Origin of the sequence: Nocardioides proteolyticus, from assembly GCF_051280635.3 — a bacterium.
GTDB lineage: Bacteria > Actinomycetota > Actinomycetes > Propionibacteriales > Nocardioidaceae > Nocardioides.
In genome coordinates this window covers 73,060-91,332 of record NZ_JBNBPO030000006.1, presented here as the reverse complement: position 1 = coordinate 91,332, position 18,273 = coordinate 73,060, and the positions used below count along the sequence as shown (strand labels likewise).

General features: G+C 75.0%; 19 protein-coding genes and 1 pseudogene. 11 read left to right on the top strand and 9 right to left on the bottom strand.

The window, feature by feature from the left end:
• The first annotated feature begins 2 nt into the window (after positions 1-2).
• Entirely contained in the window at positions 3-1,229 is a 1,227-nt protein-coding gene (locus ACPOLA_RS05385; protein ID WP_435769369.1) for a DUF58 domain-containing protein, read from the top strand.
• 17 nt (positions 1,230-1,246) lie between these two features.
• Positions 1,247-3,565: a transglutaminase TgpA family protein gene (locus ACPOLA_RS05380; RefSeq protein ID WP_435769368.1), complete on the top strand. Its 2,319-nt coding sequence runs from the start codon at positions 1,247-1,249 to the stop codon at positions 3,563-3,565.
• A gap of 16 nt (positions 3,566-3,581) precedes the next feature.
• Here ACPOLA_RS05380 and ACPOLA_RS05375 read toward each other — a convergent pair whose 3' ends face one another.
• From ACPOLA_RS05375 to ACPOLA_RS05355, 5 genes are all read right to left on the bottom strand, one after another.
• Positions 3,582-4,019 (bottom strand): SCO2097 family morphological protein, encoded by a 438-nt coding sequence (locus ACPOLA_RS05375; RefSeq protein ID WP_435769367.1) that lies wholly within the window; start codon positions 4,017-4,019, stop codon positions 3,582-3,584.
• Positions 4,020-4,156: 137 nt separating this feature from the next.
• Complete coding sequence (gene dinB / locus ACPOLA_RS05370) at positions 4,157-5,431, bottom strand: DNA polymerase IV (RefSeq protein WP_435769366.1); 1,275 nt, start codon at positions 5,429-5,431, stop codon at positions 4,157-4,159.
• 24 nt (positions 5,432-5,455) lie between these two features.
• Positions 5,456-6,166, bottom strand: coding sequence for a class I SAM-dependent methyltransferase (locus tag ACPOLA_RS05365; protein WP_435769365.1), 711 nt, complete (start codon positions 6,164-6,166; stop codon positions 5,456-5,458).
• A gap of 63 nt (positions 6,167-6,229) precedes the next feature.
• Complete coding sequence (locus tag ACPOLA_RS05360) at positions 6,230-6,685, bottom strand: SAV_6107 family HEPN domain-containing protein (RefSeq protein WP_435769364.1); 456 nt, start codon at positions 6,683-6,685, stop codon at positions 6,230-6,232.
• Positions 6,686-6,806: 121 nt separating this feature from the next.
• Positions 6,807-7,292, bottom strand: coding sequence for a hypothetical protein (locus ACPOLA_RS05355; protein ID WP_435769363.1), 486 nt, complete (start codon positions 7,290-7,292; stop codon positions 6,807-6,809).
• 34 nt (positions 7,293-7,326) lie between these two features.
• On the opposite strand from ACPOLA_RS05355, the gene ACPOLA_RS05350 reads away from it, so the two are divergent.
• Positions 7,327-7,797 carry a YbaK/EbsC family protein gene (locus ACPOLA_RS05350; RefSeq protein ID WP_435769362.1) on the top strand — a complete coding sequence of 157 codons (471 nt, stop codon included), beginning with the start codon at positions 7,327-7,329 and terminating at the stop codon, positions 7,795-7,797.
• Positions 7,798-7,802: 5 nt separating this feature from the next.
• Complete coding sequence (locus ACPOLA_RS05345) at positions 7,803-9,119, top strand: phytoene desaturase family protein (protein ID WP_435769361.1); 1,317 nt, start codon at positions 7,803-7,805, stop codon at positions 9,117-9,119.
• A 19-nt stretch (positions 9,120-9,138) separates the two neighbouring features.
• Here ACPOLA_RS05345 and metF read toward each other — a convergent pair whose 3' ends face one another.
• Positions 9,139-10,026, bottom strand: coding sequence for a methylenetetrahydrofolate reductase [NAD(P)H] (metF, locus tag ACPOLA_RS05340; RefSeq protein ID WP_435769360.1), 888 nt, complete (start codon positions 10,024-10,026; stop codon positions 9,139-9,141).
• 63 nt (positions 10,027-10,089) lie between these two features.
• On the opposite strand from metF, the gene ACPOLA_RS05335 reads away from it, so the two are divergent.
• Positions 10,090-11,178: a polyprenyl synthetase family protein gene (locus tag ACPOLA_RS05335; protein WP_435769359.1), complete on the top strand. Its 1,089-nt coding sequence runs from the start codon at positions 10,090-10,092 to the stop codon at positions 11,176-11,178.
• A gap of 33 nt (positions 11,179-11,211) precedes the next feature.
• On the opposite strand, the gene ACPOLA_RS05330 is transcribed toward ACPOLA_RS05335, so the two are convergent.
• Genes ACPOLA_RS05330 through ACPOLA_RS05320 form a run of 3 tightly spaced genes read right to left on the bottom strand, consistent with a single transcriptional unit; the run spans position 11,212 to position 12,462 of the window.
• Positions 11,212-11,625: a barstar family protein gene (locus tag ACPOLA_RS05330; RefSeq protein ID WP_435769358.1), complete on the bottom strand. Its 414-nt coding sequence runs from the start codon at positions 11,623-11,625 to the stop codon at positions 11,212-11,214.
• The gene (locus ACPOLA_RS05325) at positions 11,622-12,080 is read right to left on the bottom strand and encodes a guanyl-specific ribonuclease (RefSeq protein ID WP_435769357.1); all 459 of its coding nucleotides are present in this window, start codon (positions 12,078-12,080) and stop codon (positions 11,622-11,624) included. The genes ACPOLA_RS05330 and ACPOLA_RS05325 overlap by 4 nt, the downstream gene beginning before the upstream one ends.
• A 7-nt stretch (positions 12,081-12,087) precedes the next feature.
• Entirely contained in the window at positions 12,088-12,462 is a 375-nt protein-coding gene (locus ACPOLA_RS05320) for an Rv2175c family DNA-binding protein (RefSeq protein ID WP_435769356.1), read from the bottom strand.
• 180 nt (positions 12,463-12,642) lie between these two features.
• Here ACPOLA_RS05320 and pknB point away from each other — a divergent pair.
• The 6 genes and pseudogenes from pknB to ACPOLA_RS05290 all read left to right on the top strand — a co-directional run.
• Positions 12,643-14,487 (top strand): annotated as a pseudogene (pknB, locus tag ACPOLA_RS05315) (Stk1 family PASTA domain-containing Ser/Thr kinase); the annotation flags it as partial.
• Positions 14,479-14,697: a PASTA domain-containing protein gene (locus ACPOLA_RS05310; RefSeq protein ID WP_435769428.1), complete on the top strand. Its 219-nt coding sequence runs from the start codon at positions 14,479-14,481 to the stop codon at positions 14,695-14,697. The pseudogene pknB and the gene ACPOLA_RS05310, both read left to right, overlap by 9 nt.
• Positions 14,698-14,774: 77 nt before the next feature.
• On the top strand, positions 14,775-15,680 hold the full coding sequence (locus ACPOLA_RS05305; RefSeq protein WP_435769355.1) for a deoxyribonuclease IV: 906 nt from the start codon (positions 14,775-14,777) through the stop codon (positions 15,678-15,680).
• Positions 15,673-16,584, top strand: coding sequence for a DMT family transporter (locus ACPOLA_RS05300; RefSeq protein WP_435769354.1), 912 nt, complete (start codon positions 15,673-15,675; stop codon positions 16,582-16,584). Before ACPOLA_RS05305 ends, ACPOLA_RS05300 begins: the two co-directional genes overlap by 8 nt.
• A 91-nt stretch (positions 16,585-16,675) precedes the next feature.
• Positions 16,676-17,173: an SRPBCC family protein gene (locus ACPOLA_RS05295; RefSeq protein ID WP_435769353.1), complete on the top strand. Its 498-nt coding sequence runs from the start codon at positions 16,676-16,678 to the stop codon at positions 17,171-17,173.
• Between the two features lie 51 nt (positions 17,174-17,224).
• On the top strand, positions 17,225-18,232 hold the full coding sequence (locus ACPOLA_RS05290) for an NADase-type glycan-binding domain-containing protein (RefSeq protein ID WP_435769352.1): 1,008 nt from the start codon (positions 17,225-17,227) through the stop codon (positions 18,230-18,232).
• Positions 18,233-18,273: the final 41 nt, after the last annotated feature.

The following is an 18,273-nucleotide window of genomic DNA, read 5'->3' as shown; positions in this document are numbered from 1 at the left end:
CCATGCGCACCGGCCTCTCCTCCCTGACCCTCCGCGGTCGCGCCTTCCTCGCCGCAGGCCTCACCGCGATCCTGTGCGCCGTGCTCTTCGGGCAGCCCGCACTGAGCCGGATCGGCGTCCTGGTCCTGACCCTGCCGCTGATCGCCGTCGTGGTGGTCGCGCTGCGCCGGCACGATCCCTCGGCGGAGCGGCAGGTCCGGCCGCGGCTGGTGCGCGCCGGCGAGCCCGCCGAGGTCGAGCTTCGCGTGCGCAGCGACCGGCGCCGACCCGATGGCGCGCTCCTGGTGGAGGACGCCCTCCCCTACGCCCTGGGCTCCCGTCCCCGGTTCGTGCTCCAGGGCCTCGGCCGGGAGTGGGAGCGCACCGTGAGCTACGCGGTGCGCTCCGACGTCCGCGGCCGGTACGTCGTCGGCCCGCTCGCGCTCCGGGTGGCCGACCCGTTCGGCCTGGTCGAGCTCCGCCGCGTGCTGCCCGGGACCGCGGAGCTCACCGTGACACCTCGGGTGCTGCCACTGCCGTCGATCCCGCTGGCCGGCGGCTGGCAGGGGTCGGGCGAGCACCGGCCGCAGGGGTTCGCCGCCGGGTCCGCGGAGGACGTCAGCGTGCGTGAGTACCGACGCGGCGACGACCTGCGGCGCGTGCACTGGCGCAGCTCCGCCCGGATGGGCGACCTCATGGTCCGCCGGGAGGAGCAGCCGTGGGAGGCGCGGGCCACGGTGCTGATCGACAACCGCGTGCTGGCGCACCGCGGGCAGGGACTCGCCTCCAGCTTCGAGGCGGCCGTCGTGGCCGCGGCCTCGATCGTGGTCCACCTCGAGCAGCACGGCTACACCGTCCGGCTGGTAACCGCCACCGCGACCGGGCCCGAGGGTGCCGAACAGTCGCTGGAGCACCTCGCCATGCTCGCCACCACGGGCCAGCCCTCGCTCGACGTGTCGTGGTCCGGCGAGCAGGCGCGTGGTGGCGTCGTGGTCGCGGTGCTGGGCGGCGAGGTGCGTGGCGACAGCACCGCTCTCCGGCGGATCCGCCACGACGCGGGCGTGGCCCTGGCCGTCGTTCTCGACGTCGACGGTTGGACATCGCAGCGCAGGAGCGCCGACCCGACGGCGATCGCGGCGCCGCTGGTGTCGCTCGCGTGGCGCGCCGCGGCGGTCGGCCCTCGCGACCGCCTGGACAGCGCCTGGCGCGAGCTCGGCAGCGCGCCGGCACGGAGCGGGGGGTCACGATGAGTCGACGCCGTACTCCGGTGGGCCGGAGCCTGGCGCTGGGCCTCGTGGCCGCTGCCACCACCTGGGCCGCCCTGACCTCCTGGCGCGGCTTCCTCGTCGGGGCGTCGGACTACCTCGCGCCGCTGATCCTCGTCGTCCTCCTCGTCGCCGTCTCGGGTGCGCTGCTGCGGTCGGCAGGCACGCCGCGACTGGTGACTGTGGCCGTCCAGGTGGCGCTGACGTCCGCGCTCGTCACCTACCAGGTGACCGGGTCCCCCCTGCCCGTCGGCCCCGGCGCGGCGGAGCTGACCGAGGCGCTGCGCGCCTCCGTCGAGTCGGCTCGGCTCTACGCCGCACCGATCCAGGCGGACGCTCCCCCGGTGTGGCCGCTGCTGCTGGTCGGCGGGGCGGTCTTCGCACTGGTCGTCGACCTGGTCGCCTGCACCTTCCGGCAGGTGCCGGGTGCCGGCCTGGCCCTGCTCGCCGTCTACTCCGTGCCGAGCGGCCTGCTGGAGGAGGGGCCTGGCTGGGGCAGCTTCCTGGTGGCCGCCGTCGGGTTCTTGGCGATGCTCCACCTCGACGCCCGCGAGCAGCTGCTGCAGTGGGGGCGTCCGGTCGGACCCGCCGACGGCGCGGCCTGGCACGACGGCAACCCGGTGCGCGACGCCGTCCGAGCCGGAGTCGGCCGGATCGGCGTGACCGCGACCGCACTCGCACTCGTGGTGCCGGCGTTCATCCCCGTCCTCGACGTCGACCTGTTCGACATGGGCGCGGGATCCGGCGGCGGCGACATCCGGATCCGCAAGCCCATCGCCGACATGCGCCGCGACCTCCAGCGCGACGCCGACATCCCCCTCATCCGGATCCGCACCGACGACCCGGCGCCCCAGTACCTGCGGGTCTCGGTCCTCAACCGCTACACGGGCGACGAGTGGAGCAGCGGCGACCGCGACGTCGCGAGCGACAACCGCGCCGACGGCCGCCTGCCCGACCCGGTCGGGCTCTCCCCCGAGATCCCGCGGCGGGAGTTCTCCTACGACGTCGAGGTGACCGACCAGTTCGACTCGACGTGGCTGCCCACCCAGTTCCCCGCGGCGGCGGTGGAGGCCGAGGGCGACTGGCGGTTCGATCCCGCCACCATGGACTTCCTCGCGGCCGACGACGACCTCGACACCCGCGGGCTGAGCTACCAGATGCGCGGCGTCGCGCTGGACTACGGCACCAACGGCAAGCACTTCCGCGACGCGACGACGGGCGCGGTGGGCCGCGAGGCGCTCGAGGTGACTCCGGACGTGCCGGCCATCGCCCAGGACCTCGCCGACAGCGTCACCGCCCCGGCCACCAACGACTACGAGCGCGCACTCCTGCTCCAGCGCTGGTTCCGGCGCGACGGCGGCTTCACCTACGACCTGCGCCGCGCCCCGGAGGGCACCGGCAACGAGACCCTGGCGACGTTCCTCTCCGCGCAGGGTCGGGTCGGCTACTGCGAGCAGTACGCGTCGGCCATGGCTGTGATGGCCCGGCTGCTGGGCATCCCCGCCCGGGTGGCCGTGGGGTTTCTGCAGCCGGACCGACTCGGCGACGGGACGTGGGAGTACAGCAGCCACGACCTGCACGCGTGGCCCGAGCTGTACTTCGCGGGCGCCGGCTGGGTCCGCTTCGAGCCGACGCCGGCCGGGCGCGTCCAGAACGTGCCCGACTACAGCCGGGTGCCGGTCGCCGGTCGAGGCGTCGACCTCCCCGACCAGCCGACCAGCCAGCCGTCGGCCAGTGCCGGCGCGACCACCGTGGCGCCGGGCCGGCCCACCACCGCACCTCCCGAGGAGCAGGAGGCCGCGGCGGGCGAGGCCGCCGGCGACGAGAGCGGACTCAGCAGCCGCCTGTTGGTCACCGCTGTCGTCGCCGCAGCACTGCTGGCCCTGCTGGCCGCGCTGGCCCTGGGCCCGCGCGCCGCCCGGGCCCGCGCGCGACGTACCCGCCTCGACGGCGGCCCCGACGAGGTGTGGGCGGAGCTGCACGCGACCGCGGTCGACCTCGGCGTGCCGTGGCCGGATGGGCGGTCTCCGCGCGAGGTGGGATCGGCGCTGGCCGGCCACCTCGCCGACCCCGACGCGCCGACGGTGGAGCGGCCGGCGACCGGCCCGGGCGCGGCGCCCGAGGCGGCCGACGCGCTCGACCGCGTCGTCTCGCAGGTCGAGCGCTCCCGCTACGCCCGCCCGGGCGCGGTGGCGACGATGGAGCGCACCGGCCTCCAGGCGGACGCGGCCACGGTGATCGACTCCCTCGCCGCCGGGGTGGCCCCCCGGGCGCGACAGCGAGCCGAGTGGTTGCCGAGGTCGCTGTGGCGCCGGCGGTGAGAGCAGCCCGAGGGGGCTAGAAGCCGCCGCTCTCCTTGCGGCGGCGCCAGCGCGCCTGGAGCGTGTCCATGAAGCCGGACGACCGGACCGGCGCGCGGCCCCCGCGGCCACGAGAGCTGCTGCGGCCCCCGTCGACGACGCCGAACCCGGAGGGGTGAGCGGCCATCCGCGGGTCGGTGCCGGTGCGCTGTCCGCGCAGCGCACTGAGCAGCATCGTGGCGGACAGCAGCATGATCACGAAGCCGGCGACGCCGACAGGCCAGTAGCTGCTGATCGCACCTGCCATCATCACCGTCACGCCGATGGCGAAGACCAGACCCGCGACGAGTGCTCGTCGCCGCGCCGCCTGCCGGAGCGTGGTGCCGCGCAGGGTCGAGGCGAACTTCGGGTCCTCCTCGCTGAGGGCGCGCTCCATCTGCTCGAGCAGTCGCAACTCCTCTTCCGAGAGTGGCACCAGTTCCCTCCGACACGTCCAGGGCGGAAGTCCGCCAATGGGTCCTCCAAGTGTAGGCAGGCATTCGCCGGCGGGGTAGGCCGTCCCCCGAAATTGTGCGGTCCACGTCACTTCGTGGACCGCGGGGCGGACGCCGGTCAGGGCGCGGAGCGCCGCAGCAGGCTGGCGCGGCGGACGGCGGCCTGACCGAACCGGCTGGTCGCCCGGTCGACCGCCCGGTCGGCGTCGGGCCAGCCGGGGTCGCGCTCACCGAGGGCGAGCTGCCGCCCGTCCCCCGGCCGTTTGCGCCGCAGGCCCTCGACGCGCACGCCGACCAGCCGCACCGCGGGGCGCCGAGGACGTAGGGCGTCGAGCAGGACGTCGAGCAGCCCCACGGCCACGGCATACACCTCCTGGGACACGTCGGTCGGCTCCGCCAGCGTCCGCGACCGGTGGACGGTGCTGAAGTCGCCGAACCGCACGGTGATCGCGACGGTGCGACCGACCTTGCCGGCCGCGCGCAGCCGGCTCGTGACCCGGGCGCTGAGCCGCAGCAGCTCCCGGCGGAGGGCACCGCGGTCGCGGACGTCGACCGCGAGGGTGTGCTGGGCCCCCATGCTGCCCTCGGGCTCTCCCTCGCCGAACCCGAAGACGCCGGCGCCTCCCGGGCGGAGCCGCGTGCGGTCGGCTCCCCACGCCAGCGCGTGCAGGTGGGAGCCGAGGTGCGGGCCGAGCAGCCGGCGCAGCTGGTCGACCGGGAGCGCGGCGACGTCGCCGACGGTGACCAGGCCCAGGCGGCGCAGGCGGTCGCGCGTGGCCGCACCGACGCCGTAGAGATCGCCGACGTCGAGCGGGTGCACCTCGGCGACGAACCGCTCGGGAGGGATGATCCGCACGCCGTCGGGCTTCGCCTGCCGACTGGCCAGCTTGGCGACCGACACCGACGCAGCGATGCCGACCGAGCAGGTGATGCCGTGCTCGGCTCGGATCCGGGAGCGGACGCGGGCGGCGATCGCCTCGGGCGGCCCGAACAGGCGCACCGCGCCACGCACGTCCAGGAACGCCTCATCGAGGGAGGTGACCTCCACGATCGGGGTGATGGCGCGGAACGTCTCCATGATCGCCCGCGACACCGGCGTGAGCAGGTCGAAGTCCGGTGGCATGGTCACCGCCTGCGGACACAGCCGGCGCGCCTCGACGCCGGGCATGCCGGAGCGGATGCCGAAGCGGCGGGCGGGGTAGTTGGCCGAGAGCACGACGCCGCGGTGCCCGCCGCCCACCACCACCGGCACGTCGTGCAGCTCGGGGCGGTCGCGCACCATCACCGAGGCGTAGAACGCGTCCATGTCGACGTGCAGGATCGGGCAGCGCAGCGGCTGCGACGGCCGCGGCGACCGCGGCGACCGCGGCGACCGCGGCGACCGCGGCGACATCGTCACGCCGCTCCCGGGAGCGACTCAGCCGCGCGTGGCCAGCAGGTGCAGCTGCGCGGCGAGGGGGAGGTACTCCGGCCGCTCCGCCACCGCGCGCTCGAGCTCGACCAGGGCCGTGGCAGCCCCCGGCTCGAGATCCACCAGCGCGGCCGGGACGAGGTCGGTGAACACGCGCACGCCGTGGACCGTGGTGACGGCGAGGTCGGCGTCGCGGAGCAGCGACATGATCTCGACCGCGGTGAAGCGGCGGCCGGTGCGGGCGTCGACCGGCTCCTGGTCGTCGAGCAGCGCCCGCGCCTGCTGGAAGTGACCGGCCATCGCCCGGGCGACCACGGCGGCGTGGCGCTGGCCGACCACGAGGCTGAGCGTGCCACCCGGCCGGAGGACCTCGGCGACGTGCCGCAGGGCGACCACCGGATCGGCCACCTCGAGCACCCCGTGGCACAGGACGACGTCGGCGGTGGCGGCACCCACCACGTCGACCAGGTCGGTGACGTCGCCCTGGAGGCCCGAGACGTCGACGTCCACCTCGCGCGCGCGACGCGCCAGCGCGGCGAGCGCGTCGGGGCTCGGGTCGACGACCCGGACCCGGTGCCCCGCCTCGGCCAGCCGTACGGCGAACCCGCCGGTGCCGCCGCCGAGGTCGACCACGTCGCGCGGGTCCCCGGCGAGCGCGGCCTCGAGGGCGTCCCAGACGACGGCGGTCCGGACCGAACCGCGCTGCTCGCGAGCCATGCGGTCACCCTACTGATCCCGCTCGGCGCGTGCGTCGCCGACGGCGCCACGCCGCCGCTCACCTCATCCGGCGGCGCGGCCCGCGAGCTGGTCGCCGACCGGCGCGTGCGGAGCCAGGCCAAGCGACTGCTCGACCACCGCGAGGAAGCGATCGGCATCACGCACGAGGTCGTCGGCCTCGCGCTCGGTGACGGCGCGGGAGGAGCCCGCCTCGGCGGCGGCCCGCTTGGCCGCGCCCGCCGCAAAGTAGGTGGCCCACTCCCCCATCTCGGGCGCGACCTCGGTGAGCAGCACCCAGGCGTTCTTCTGGTGGCGCCGGCGACCGGACGCGGGGCGGGCGCGCGCGGCCAGCAGCGCCGCAGCCGCCCTCAGCGCCGCGACGTGGGCGCAGGCGTAGCGGGTCGCGACGTCACGGGCGACGACCGCCTCGCTCAGCGACTCGGCCGCGCGCAGCAGGTAGTTGTGCGTGGTCGCCGGCAGCGTGTGCGGGCTGAACGGGTCGATGGTCTGCTGAGCCACGGTGTCCTCCTCCAGAGCGGGCGGCTCCGGCGGAGGCGGGGGGTCGAGTGCGCCTCCGCCGGAGAGTCGTTCGAACACGTGTTCGAACACTCCCGAAGGTACACCCCTCCCCCGACAGGGCTCAAGAGCCGCGTGCGCCGTCCCGGTCGGCGGCGCGGCGCTCGCGCTCCTCGGGCGGATAGGCCGCCTCGCGGACGAAGTGGCGGCTCTGCGGATGCCAGACGAAGACCAGCGTCACCGCGCTGACCACGGCGGCGGCGATGGCCGACCACTTGACCATGGTCGGCGGCGCGGTGCGGACCGTCGCCACGGTGACGAGGAAGATCCCGACCACGATGGCGGCCAGCGAGTGGCGCGCCCAGTTGTGCCCGTGGCGGAACAGCGGGATCAGCGTGGCGGCGAGCACGGCCGTGACGCCGTACAGCACCAGGATCACGGGCACGAACTCGACCGGCTGCACCGTGCTGTCGCCGTCCTGCATCGGCGACCAGACCATGCCGAGGTCGTCGCGGTAGACCACGACGAGCACGCACACCACCAGCCCGGCAGCCACCAGGAACCACAGCAGCCAGGTCGCGATCTCCACCGCCGGCGGTCGCTTGGTCATCGTTCCTCCCAGTTGCCTCGATAGGGTCGCCCCCATGTCGGAGCATCCCTCGATCACCCGGTTCCGCGAGGAGCACCACCGCCGGGGCGGAACCGGTGAGATCGTCATTCTGCCCGACTCGGTGCACACCGCCGCACTGGCCGCGGAGGCGCTGGGCTGCGAGGTCGGGGCCATCGCCAACAGCCTGCTCTTCGACGCCGACGGATCACCGGTGCTGATCCTGACGTCCGGCGCCCACCGCGTGGACACCGCCCTGGTCCGCGGCCGGATCGGCGGTCCCGAGCTGCGCCGCGCCACGCCCGCGTTCGTCAAGGAGCACACCGGCCAGGCGATCGGCGGGGTCTCCCCCATCGGACACCCCGCGCCGGTCCCGACCTACCTCGACACCTGGTTGCGGAAGTACGACGTGGTGTGGGCCGCGGCCGGTCACCCGGCCGCGGTGTTCGCCACCTCCTACGACGAGCTGGTCGCGCTCACCGGCGCGACCACGATCGACGTCGAGTAGGCGCCGTGGCACGCATCGTCGTCATCGGCGGGGGCCTCGGTGGCATGGCGGTCGCCGCGCGCCTCGCCAAGCAGCGCCACGAGGTCGCGCTGCTCGAGGCGTCCGGACGGCTCGGCGGCGCCCTGGCGCCGGTGCACCAGGACGGCTACACGTGGGACGGCGGCCCGACGTCCACCCTGCTGCCCGCAGCGTTGCGCGACCTCTTCCGCAAGACCGGCCGCCCCCTGGAGACCGAGCTGGGGGCCGAGCTGGAGCCGCTGGACGTGCTGCGCGAGCACCGCTTCGCCGACGGCACCACCCTCGCGCTGCCCGGCGGGTCCCGCGCGGCCCAGATCGAGGCGTTCGACGAGCTCGACGCGGGTCTCGGCGACAGGTGGGCCCAGCACGTCGACCTCTACGGACCGGTGTGGGACGTGCTGCGCCGTCACTACGTCGAGGTCCCGTGGGACCCGCACGCCCCGGCCGCCGTGCCGCAGGAGCTGGCGTCCCTCTTCGGCCTCCGCGAGACGATGCACCGCCGGCTGCGGCACGACTTCCGCGACGACCGGCTGGCCCTGGTGGCCGGCCATGCGGCCGTGTCCGAGGGCCACGACCTGCGGAACGTGCCGGCCTGGGTCGGCGTCACCAGCTATCTGGAGCAGTGCTTCGGCGGCTGGCGGGTGCCGGGCGGCATGCGCCGCCTGGTCGAGCTGCTCACGGCGCGGCTGGCGACCCGCGGCGTCACCGTCCGCACCGGGCTGGAGGTGCGCGACCTCGTCGTCCGGTCAGGGCGGGTGGCGGCCGTCCGGACGGCGGAGGGCGACGCCGACGCCGACGCCGTGGTCGTGGCGGTCGACCCGCGCCGGCTCCCCGCGCTGGCGCCGTACGTCGAGCGCACCATGCCCGCAATCCCGCCCGTCGTCGCGCACCTCGGGCTCGACGGCGACGTCCCGGACCTCACCCACGACGTGGTGTTCCACGCCGAGCCGCTGCTGACGGTCCGGCCGGGTGGCGTCGGGCCCGACGGGCTACCGGGCTGGACGCTCCACGGGCGGGGCAAGATCGCCGAGGACATGGTCGTCGCGCTCGCCCGCCACGGGATCGACGTCCGCGACCACGTGGTCACCCGCGTCGACCTCTCCCCCCGCCAGCTCGTCGAGCAGTGGCACGGCTCCCCCATGGGCGTGCTGTGGCAGGGCCGCGGGACGGTGCGCCGGAGACTGGGGCCGACGACTCCGGTCGGCGGCGTGTACGTCGCCGGCGCGCACGCCGCACCCGGCGCGGGCGTGCCGTTCGTGACGCAGTCGGCGGCGCTGGTGACCCAGGTGATCGGGCCCGCCTGAAGATCCTCGGGCGGAGCCCTCAGTGGGGCAGGCCGAGCGCCTCGTAGATCTCGCGGGTCGCCTTCGACCGGTTGAGCGTGTAGAAGTGCAGGCCGGGTGCGCCGCCGGCGAGCAGGTCGCGGCACAGCTCGGTGGAGATCCGGATGCCCTCGGCCCGCAGCGCGGCCGTGTCGTCGGCGAGCGGCTCGATCCGGGCGAGCACCTCGTCGGGCATGGCACGGCCGGAGAGCTCGACCATGCGGTGCATCGAGCGCAGGTTCAGGATCGGCATGATCCCCGGCACGATCGGCATGTCCACGCCCGCGGCGCGGCACCGCTCGACGAGCCCGAAGTAGTCGGAGGCGCGCAGCACCATCTCGGTGACGGCGAACTCGGCGCCCGCCTCCTGCTTGGCCGCCATCACCTTGACGTCGTCGTCGAGGCTGGGAGCCTCCACGTGCCCCTCGGGGAAGGCGGCGACACCGATGCAGAAGTCGTCGTGGTCACGCACGAGGGCGACCAGCTCGCTGGCGTGGTCGACGCCGCCTGCGGTCGGGATCCACTCGGTGTGCGGACCGCCGGGCGGGTCCCCGCGCAGGGCCAGCACGTTGCGCACGCCGGCCTCGCGCAGCTCCCCGAGCACCTTCTGGATCTCCTCCACGGTGTGCCCGACGCAGGTGAGGTGCGCCATCGGCAGCAGGGTCGTCTCGCGGGCGATCCGGCCGGTGATGGCGACCGTCGTGTCGCGCGTCGTCCCGCCGGCTCCGTAGGTGACCGAGACGAAGGTCGGAGCGTACGGCTCCAGCTCCCGGATCGCGGTCCAGAGCTGCTCCTCACCCGCGGCGTCCTTCGGCGGGAAGAACTCGAAGGAGTAGGAGCGCTCGCCCGAGCGGATGCGCTCGCCGATGCGGCTGCTGGGGTGGGACATGGGGGCAATCCTAGGGAGACTCCGCCGATCCGGTGCGGAAGTCCGCTGGTTAGGCTCCCCGCTGTGACCGAGGACGCGTGGGACCCGACCGCTCTCCGCGAGGACGTCCAGGCCGCGCTCGACCGGTTCCTCGGTCAGCAGGCCGAGCGGCTGGGACCGCTCGGCGAGGACGCGGCGCGGCTCCTCGGCGAGGCGCGCGCGGTGGTCTCGGGCGGCAAGCGGTTCCGGGCCGCGTTCTGCTTCTGGGGCTACGCCGCCGTGGCCGGCGTCCCGTCCGGCGCCGAGGCCGACGCCGTACGGCGGGCCGCGGCCTCGCTCGAACTGCTCCACGCCAGCGCGCTGGCCCACGACGACCTGATGGACGCCTCGGACACCCGGCGCGGACGACCCTCCACCCACCGCGGATTCGAGGCGAGCCACCGGGCCGACGGGTGGCGCGGCGACCCGGCGCAGTACGGCGCCGCCGCCGCGATCCTGCTGGGCGACCTCCTGCTCGCGTGGTCCGACGAGCTGCTCCGGCGGTGCGGCCTCGGCTGGGACCGCGTCGGCCCCGCCCTGGAGGTGCTCGACCAGTGCCGCTCGGAGGTGATCGCGGGCCAGTTCCTCGACGTCTCCGCGCAGGCGCGGGGCCGGGCCACCGTCGACGAGGCGATGACGGTGCTGCGCTACAAGTCGGCCAAGTACTCCATCGAGCGGCCGCTCCACATCGGCGCCGCGCTCGCCGGCGCGGACGCCGCCACGCTCACGGGTCTCACCGGCTTCGGCCTCCCGCTCGGCGAGGCCTTCCAGCTCCGCGACGACCTGCTGGGGGTCTTCGGCGACCCGGCGACGACCGGCAAGCCCGCCGGCGACGACCTGGTCGAGGGCAAGCGGACGGTGCTGGTCGCCCTGGCGCTCGACGCTGCCGCTCCCGAGGACGCCGCCCGTCTCGACGCCGCGCTCGGCACGGAGCTCAGCGACGACCAGGTCGCCGACCTGCGGTCGACCATCGAACGCTGTGGCGCCCGCGAGCAGGTCGAGGCGATGATCGACGACCTGGGCGCCCGCGCCGTCGCAGCGCTGCACCGCGGCCGCGACGAGGCCGGCTGGGACCCCGCGGCCTGCGCCGTGCTCGAGCAGCTGGCCGGCGCTGCCACGCGCCGCGCTTCCTGACGAGCCTCGACCGATCCGGCTCGCCGGGACGGCTCACTCCAGCAACTGCACCGCGTCGGCCGGGCCCGGGCCACGCAGCAGCACCTCGAGCGCCGGCGCGTCGGGCCCGCGGGCGGCGAGCACCCGAACCACCGCGCCGAAGCCGCCTGCGTCGGCGCGGGCCACCCCGCTCCAGGCGTCCCACAGCAGGACGGTCGGCACGGGCAGGTCGCGCAGGCAGTCGTTGAGCGCGTCGAGGTTGGCACCGTAGTGGGCCGGGAAGCCGAGCACGTCGCCGAGCGCGACGAGAGCGTCGCGCCGGGTCGCGAGACCGGCCCCGTCGACGTACCGGAACCGCCACCCGGCGTGCTCCACCGCCCGGCGGACCTCGCCGACGTCCAGTCCGGACTCCCACCGGTGCACCCCCGGCGGGCGGCGGCCCGCGAGCACCGCGGCCAGGCCGCTCATCGCCAGATCCTCTCGAAGGACCGGTAGTGGTCCGCGGTCCAGTAGAGCTCTCCGCCGTCCCCCGCGACGATCCGCCGTGCGCCGCGGTCGTCCTCGCCCGGCGTGGGGACGGTGTACTCGGCGTAGTAGCCGCGGGGCCGGTCCGGCAGCAGCCCCTCGAAGTTCTCGAACGTCGAGCCGTCCCTGCCCGGATGCGGGAACGGACCGCCCCGGTCGATGAGGGACACGGTCGCGGCGGCCTCGGGCGGGAGACTCGCGAGCGGCACGTAGGCGATGCCGTGGTCGTCGGCGGCCGGCATGGTGGCGGACGGGCCCGGGTCGGGCGGCTGTCGGTCCGGACCAGCACCGTCCTGCAGCCACCACGCGGCCAGCGCGACGAGCACCACGGGGACGGCCGCCAGGGCTCGCCTCGCCCGGCGTCCGGTCGCCCCGGCCGGTGGTCGCCGTCCCGTCACGGCGCGACTAGAGGGCGAGCGCCTGGGCGCGCCGCTTGACCTCCGAGCCGCGGTTCTCGCGGAGCGCGTCGATCGGGCGTCCGGGGAGATCGGCGTCGAGGAAGATCCAGGCGATGCACTCCCGGTCGTCGAAGCCGTTGTCGTGGAGCAGGGTGAGCAGGCCCGGCAGCCCCTTGACCGGCTCCCCTTCCTCGTCGAGGAACAGGGCGGGGATGGCCTGACGACGGCCGGGCGCCGGGACGGCCGCCGCGAGGTGGTGGTCGCGCACCATCGTGCGCACCTTGGCCGGCGTCACCCCCATCCGACGGGCGGCGTCGTCCCAGTCCAGCCAGTCGGTGACCAGGACGCTGAGGTCGTGGTCGGCGAGTCGCGGTTCGCTCATGGGGCCATCCTCCCCCACCGCACCGCGCGGTGCTGGGGCCCCACCGGCGTGGCCTCCGGGTGCGGCCGCGCCCGCGCCGTACGATGGGCGCTCCGGTCACTTCCCCGGCCGGACGAGAGAGGCCTGCACAGGAGGGTCGCTGTGCACGACGACCAGCGCGCCCGCGGCGACGCCGCCGCGCTGTCCGGCGACCCCGCTCCGCGCCGCACCCAGGACCACCAGGCGGGCCGTCTCCTCGAGGGGCGCTACCGGATCGGCTCCCGGATCGCCCGCGGGGGCATGGCCAGCGTCTACGAGGCGTTCGACGTCCGGCTGGACCGCACGGTGGCCGTCAAGGTGATGCATCCCGGGCTCGGCGACCCGACCGCACACGGCGACGAGTCGTTCGCCCGCCGGTTCGTCAGGGAGGCCAAGGCCGCCGCGCGGCTCAGCCACCCCAACGTGGTGTCGGTCTACGACCAGGGCCGCGACGACAGCGGCGACGGCACCATCTACCTCGTCATGGAGTACGTCCCCGGACACACCCTGCGCGACACCATCGCGAAGGAGGCGCCGATGTCGCCCGAGCGGGCGCTGGCGCTGCTGGACCCGGTGCTCTCCGCGCTCGCGTCCGCACACCGGGCCGGGCTGGTGCACCGCGACGTGAAGCCGGAGAACGTGCTCATCGCCGACGACGGGCGGGTCAAGGTCGCCGACTTCGGGCTGGCGAAGGCCGTCACGGCCGACACCCAGCACACCGCCACCAACGGCGTGCTGATCGGCACCGTCTCCTACCTCGCGCCCGAGCTGGTCGTCGAGCAGCGGGCCGACGCCCGGGCCGACGTCTACGCCGCGGGCGTGATCCTCTACGAGCTGCTCACCGGCCAGAAGCCGCACACCGGCGAGACGCCCATCGCGGTCGCCTACCGCCACGTCCACCACGACGTCCCGCCACCGTCGGCCGTGGTGCCGGGTCTCCCGGCGTACGTCGACGCGCTGGTGGCCCGAGCCACGAGCCGCGACCCGAGCCTGCGCCCGGCCGACGCGGGAGTGCTGCTGCATCACGTGCACCGGGTGGGCCAGGCGCTGCACGAGGGGCTGCGCGAGGATCCCGAACTCGAGGCCGACCTGCTCCCGCCCGTCCGGGTGCCCGACGGGGCCGACGGGGTCGATGGCGGACGTCAGGTGGGCTCGGACACCACGCCGGAGCCGCTCACCACGTGGTTCCCGGCCGACGAGGAGCGGACCTCGGTCATCGCGTCTCCCGGGGCGTCCTCCGCAGGGGCACGGGGCCACGAGCGACCGACCACTCCGCCGCCGGGCGACGCCGGCCCGGACCGGCGTCCTGGCCGGCCGCGACGCCGACGCGGGGTCGCCCTGCTGCTGGCGGTGGTGCTGGTCGTCGCCGCTCTCGGGTCGGCCGGGTACTGGTTCGGGTGGGGCCGCTACACGACCACGCCGAGTGTCGTGGGGCTCACCCAGGCCGCGGCGGCGGACCGGCTCGCCTCGGCCGGGCTCGAGCTCCGGGTCGCCGAGGAGGTCTACTCCGAGAGCGTCCCGAAGGGCGAGGTGGTCAGCACCGACCCGCGGCCCGGCGAGCGGATCCTGCCCGACGACGCCGTGGCCGCCACGGTGTCGCTGGGGCCCGAGCGCTACGACGTCCCGGACCTGCGCGGGCTGACGGTGGCGGAGGCGGAGCAGCGCCTGTCCGACGTCAAGCTCGTCGCCGGGCGGGTGCTGGAGCGCTGGTCGGAGACCGTGCCCGAGGGTCAGGTCATCCGCAGCGATCCTCCCTTCGGCTCGGAGAAGGCCACGGACGTGCCGGTCGACACGGCGGTCCGCCTGGTCGTGAGCAAGGGACGCAAGCCGATCAAGGTCGGCAGCTGGGTCGGCAAGGACGCAGGGACCGCCCGGAAGGCGCTCGAGAAGCGGGGCCTCGAGGTCGAGGTCGCCGGCTCCGAGTTCAGCGACACCGTCGCCGAGGGCGACGTGATCAGCCAGGACCCGGACAAGGGGACGCTCCACAAGGGCGACACCGTGGAGCTCGTCGTGTCCAAGGGCCCGGAGCTGGTCACCGTCCCGTCGGTGCGCTACCTGTCGACCGGCGACGCCGTCGACAAGCTCGAGGCCCTCGGCTTCGAGGTGAAGAAGGAGCGCGCCACCATCTACCTGACGGGGCAGGTGGCGTGGGACACCCGGCCCGGCCCGGGCAACAGGGCGCGCAAGGGCAGCACGGTCGTCCTCCTCGTCGTCTGAGCCGCCACGGCGCCGTGGCGGCGCGTGCGCCGTGGGATTTCGGCGGGCGACGGCGCCGCGGATACCCTCGTCCCGCGATGACGACCGCCGCCCCCAGCCGCCCGATCGGCACCCACGTCCTCGCAGGGCGGAACCTGGTGGCCGGCGCCCTCCGCAACGCGGTCGAGATCGGGTGCGAGGCCCTGCAGGTCTTCTGCGGGAACCCGCGAGGATGGGCGTGCTCGGAGGGCGATCCCGCGGTCGACCGTGAGTTCCGCGACGCGACGGCCGAGCTCGGCATGCGCGTGCTGATCCACACGCCCTACCTGGTGAACCCCGGCTCCCCGACGCCGGCGACCTACGAGCGGTCGCTGGCGCTGATCGCCCACAACCTGCGTCGCGCGGTGGAGATCGGCGCCGAGGGCGTCGTCGTGCACACCGGCTCCTACGTCGACCCCGCCACCGACGGCGACGGCGGTGCCGAGCGGCACTCCGCCGCCCTCCGGCGGATCCGGGAGGGCCTGCTGCCGATCCTGGACTCGATCGAGGACGACTCCGCGCCCTGGCTGCTGCTCGAGCCGACCGCCGGGCAGGGGCGGTCGCTGTGTGCGGGCATCGACGACCTCGAGGCCTACCTCGCCGCGCTCGACCACCACCCGAAGGCGGGCCTCTGCCTGGACACCTGTCACGTGTTCGCCGCCGGTGAGCCGTTGGACGAGCCGGGCGGTGCCAAGGCCGCCCTCGACCGGATCGTCGAGATCGGCGGGCAGGGGCGGCTGCGGCTGATCCATGCCAACGACTCCAAGGACGTGCGGGGAGCGTTCAAGGACCGCCACGAGAAGATCGGGCAGGGCCATATCGGGACCGCCGCGTTCGCGGAGCTCTTCGCGCACCCGAAGACCGAGGGCGTGCCGTTCGTCCTCGAGACGCCGGGCTCCCGCGGAGCCGACGACCCCGACATGGCGCTCCTCCGGTCGCTCCGCGACGGTCCACGCGATGGCTGACGGCGGGGTCGGTCGCCGTACCTCCGTCCTGGCGGCTCTCGCGCTGCTGGCCATGACCGCGTCGTGGGGCTCGACCTTCTTCCTGATCAAGGACCTGCTGGAGCGGGTGCCCACGGTCGACTTCCTCGCCGTGCGGTTCGTGGTCGCCGGAGCCGCGATGCTGGTCGTGGCACCGCGGGCGATCGCCCGGCTCTCCCCGGAGACGCGCAGGCGGGCGGTCCTCCTGGGCGGTGTCTACGGCCTCGCGCAGATCCTGCAGACCGCCGGCCTGGCCCACACCCCGGCCAGCGTCTCCGGGTTCATCACCGGGCTGTACGTCGTCGCGACCCCGCTCCTGGCCGCCGTGGTGCTGCGCTCGCGGATCACCGGGCTGACCTGGGCGGCCGTCGCGCTGGCGACGGCGGGCCTCGGCGTGCTCACCCTGGACGGCCTCTCCATCGGGTACGGCGAGGCGATCACCCTGGTGGCGGCGCTGCTCTACGCGGCGCACATCGTCGGCCTCGGGGCCTGGTCGAGACCCGCCGACGCGCTGGGCATGTCGATCCTGCAGGTGCTCGTCATCGCCGCCATCTGCCTGGTCGCCGCACTCCTCTCCGGCAGCCCCGGCGTCGTGCTGCCCGCGACCGGCGGCGACTGGGCGTCCCTGGTCTACATGGCGCTCGTGGCCGGGGCCGCCGCGATGCTGGCGCAGACGTGGGCGCAGGGTCATCTGGCACCGACGCGCGCGGCGATCATCATGAGCATGGAGCCGGTCTTCGCCGCGTTCTTCGCCGTGCTGCTCGGTGGCGAGGCGGTGACCCTGCGGATGGCCGTCGGCGGCGCCATGGTGCTGGCCGCGATGCTGGTGGTGGAGGTGGCGCCCCGCCGGAAGATCGAGGCCGAGGTCCCCCATATCGCGGTCTGAGGTCGCGCGCGTCCCTGTTGGAGGGGTCTGGACTCCGCCGGCGAGCGGGCGCACCATGGGGGCGGGAGGGACCCTTTCGAGGAGGACCCCGATGGCAAGCCACATCATCTACGTCCACACCACCGTCCCCGCTCCGCCGGAGGTCGTGTGGGACGTGCTCACCGACGTCGCCCACAGCGCGGAGGTGTTCCGCAGCGTCCGGCGGGTCGAGCTGCTCACCGACGGCCACTTCTGGGCCGGCACCCGCTGGCGCGAGGAGCGGAACCTGTTCGGGCACCATGCCGCCGGCGAGCGCCACGTCGTCGAGTGCGAGGTGCCGCGGCGGCTCGTCGTGGAGACCGAGGTCGGCCGCGACGTCGTGCGCAGCTGCTACCGGGTCACTCCGTTCGGCGTCCGGGGCGACCGGACCCGCCTGGCGATGACCACCCGGCTGGACACGTCGCGAAGGTCCGGCGTCGGGCGGCTCGAGTGGCTGCTCCTGGGCGGCCACAGCTACGAGCGCACCCGCCGGCTCCTCCAGCGCGACATCGAGGACATCGAGGCGGAGGTCCGTCGCCGCGGCGAGAGCACCGGCAAGCACGCGGCGTAGCCACCGGAGGCCGCGCCGCTGCGGAGCCGGTCGGGGTAGCGTGACCCCGCGATGACCACCCCGACGTACTGCACCAGCTGCGGGCACGAGCTCGGGATAGGCCGGTACTGCACCAACTGCGGCATGCCCGTCCCTGGCCGGCATCCCGAGGCGGCGCCCGGCCCCGCCGCGCCCGTGACCGTGCCGGTCCCCGACCCGCCGGCGGTGACCCCGGCGGCCGGCACCGCGCCGCCGGCCGCCCGCTACCCGCTCTACGCCGACGGGCTGCCTGAAGGCGCGCCGTCCACCGCTGACCGGGAGCGGCCGGCGAGCCTCACCGAGGTGCTCGGGCCGCCGGTGCCTCCCCCGCCCGGGGAGCCACCGGGTCGGCCTCGCGGACGGCGATGGCCGTGGTTGGTCGGCGCGCTGGTGCCCGTGCTGGCGCTGGCCGTCGCGGCCGTGGTCGTCCTCGCGGGCTCCGACGAGGGCGGCCGGGCGGCCGACCCTCCCGCCGCCGAGCAGACGGCCGACGACGAGGACGGCGGCGGGCCGCGGGCCGACGCCGACGGCACGGAGGGCCCGGTCGAGCAGCCGGACCCCGAGGAGGTCGTGGACCTGACCGACCGGGCGCAGGCCGAGGTGCCGGCCGTGGCACCTCCGAGCCGGGACCGGCAGAACAACCCGGTCGACTTCGAGGCGGCGAACCTCACCGACGGCCGTCCGCGCACCAGCTGGCGGATGGCCGGCGACGGGACCGGCGAGACGATCACCTTCGACCTCGGCGGCGACGTGGTGCTCACCGAGGTCGGGCTGATCAACGGCTACGCGAAGGTCGACGGCCCCGACAACTGGTACCGCGGCAACCGCCGGATCCGCACCGTCCAGTGGGAGCTCGACGACGGCAGCCGGATCACCCAGCAGCTCGAGGACGGCCGCGCTCTGCAGCCGCTCACCATAGACCCCGTCGAGACCAGCACCGTCACCCTGCACCTGGTCGCCGTCACACCCCCCGGCACCGGCCCCAACGGCCGGGACTTCACCGCGATCAGCGAGGTCCGCTTCCTCGGCGCCCCCGCCTGACCCACGAGGTGGCAGGTTCCGCACCACGAGGTGGCAGGTCT

Excerpts from the sequence above, each read along its gene's own strand:
- ACPOLA_RS05385 (WP_435769369.1), top strand. The coding sequence starts at position 3 with ATGCGCACCGGCCTCTCCTCCCTGACCCTCCGCGGTCGCGCCTTCCTC.
- dinB (WP_435769366.1), bottom strand. The coding sequence starts at position 5,431 with ATGTCGCCGCGGTCGCCGCGGTCGCCGCGGTCGCCGCGGTCGCCGCGG.
- ACPOLA_RS05365 (WP_435769365.1), bottom strand. The coding sequence starts at position 6,166 with ATGGCTCGCGAGCAGCGCGGTTCGGTCCGGACCGCCGTCGTCTGGGAC.
- ACPOLA_RS05355 (WP_435769363.1), bottom strand. The coding sequence starts at position 7,292 with ATGACCAAGCGACCGCCGGCGGTGGAGATCGCGACCTGGCTGCTGTGG.
- ACPOLA_RS05350 (WP_435769362.1), top strand. The coding sequence starts at position 7,327 with ATGTCGGAGCATCCCTCGATCACCCGGTTCCGCGAGGAGCACCACCGC.
- metF (WP_435769360.1), bottom strand. The coding sequence starts at position 10,026 with ATGTCCCACCCCAGCAGCCGCATCGGCGAGCGCATCCGCTCGGGCGAG.
- ACPOLA_RS05330 (WP_435769358.1), bottom strand. The coding sequence starts at position 11,625 with ATGAGCGGCCTGGCCGCGGTGCTCGCGGGCCGCCGCCCGCCGGGGGTG.
- ACPOLA_RS05320 (WP_435769356.1), bottom strand. The coding sequence starts at position 12,462 with ATGAGCGAACCGCGACTCGCCGACCACGACCTCAGCGTCCTGGTCACC.
- ACPOLA_RS05305 (WP_435769355.1), top strand. The coding sequence starts at position 14,775 with ATGACGACCGCCGCCCCCAGCCGCCCGATCGGCACCCACGTCCTCGCA.
- ACPOLA_RS05300 (WP_435769354.1), top strand. The coding sequence starts at position 15,673 with ATGGCTGACGGCGGGGTCGGTCGCCGTACCTCCGTCCTGGCGGCTCTC.
- ACPOLA_RS05295 (WP_435769353.1), top strand. The coding sequence starts at position 16,676 with ATGGCAAGCCACATCATCTACGTCCACACCACCGTCCCCGCTCCGCCG.
- ACPOLA_RS05290 (WP_435769352.1), top strand. The coding sequence starts at position 17,225 with ATGACCACCCCGACGTACTGCACCAGCTGCGGGCACGAGCTCGGGATA.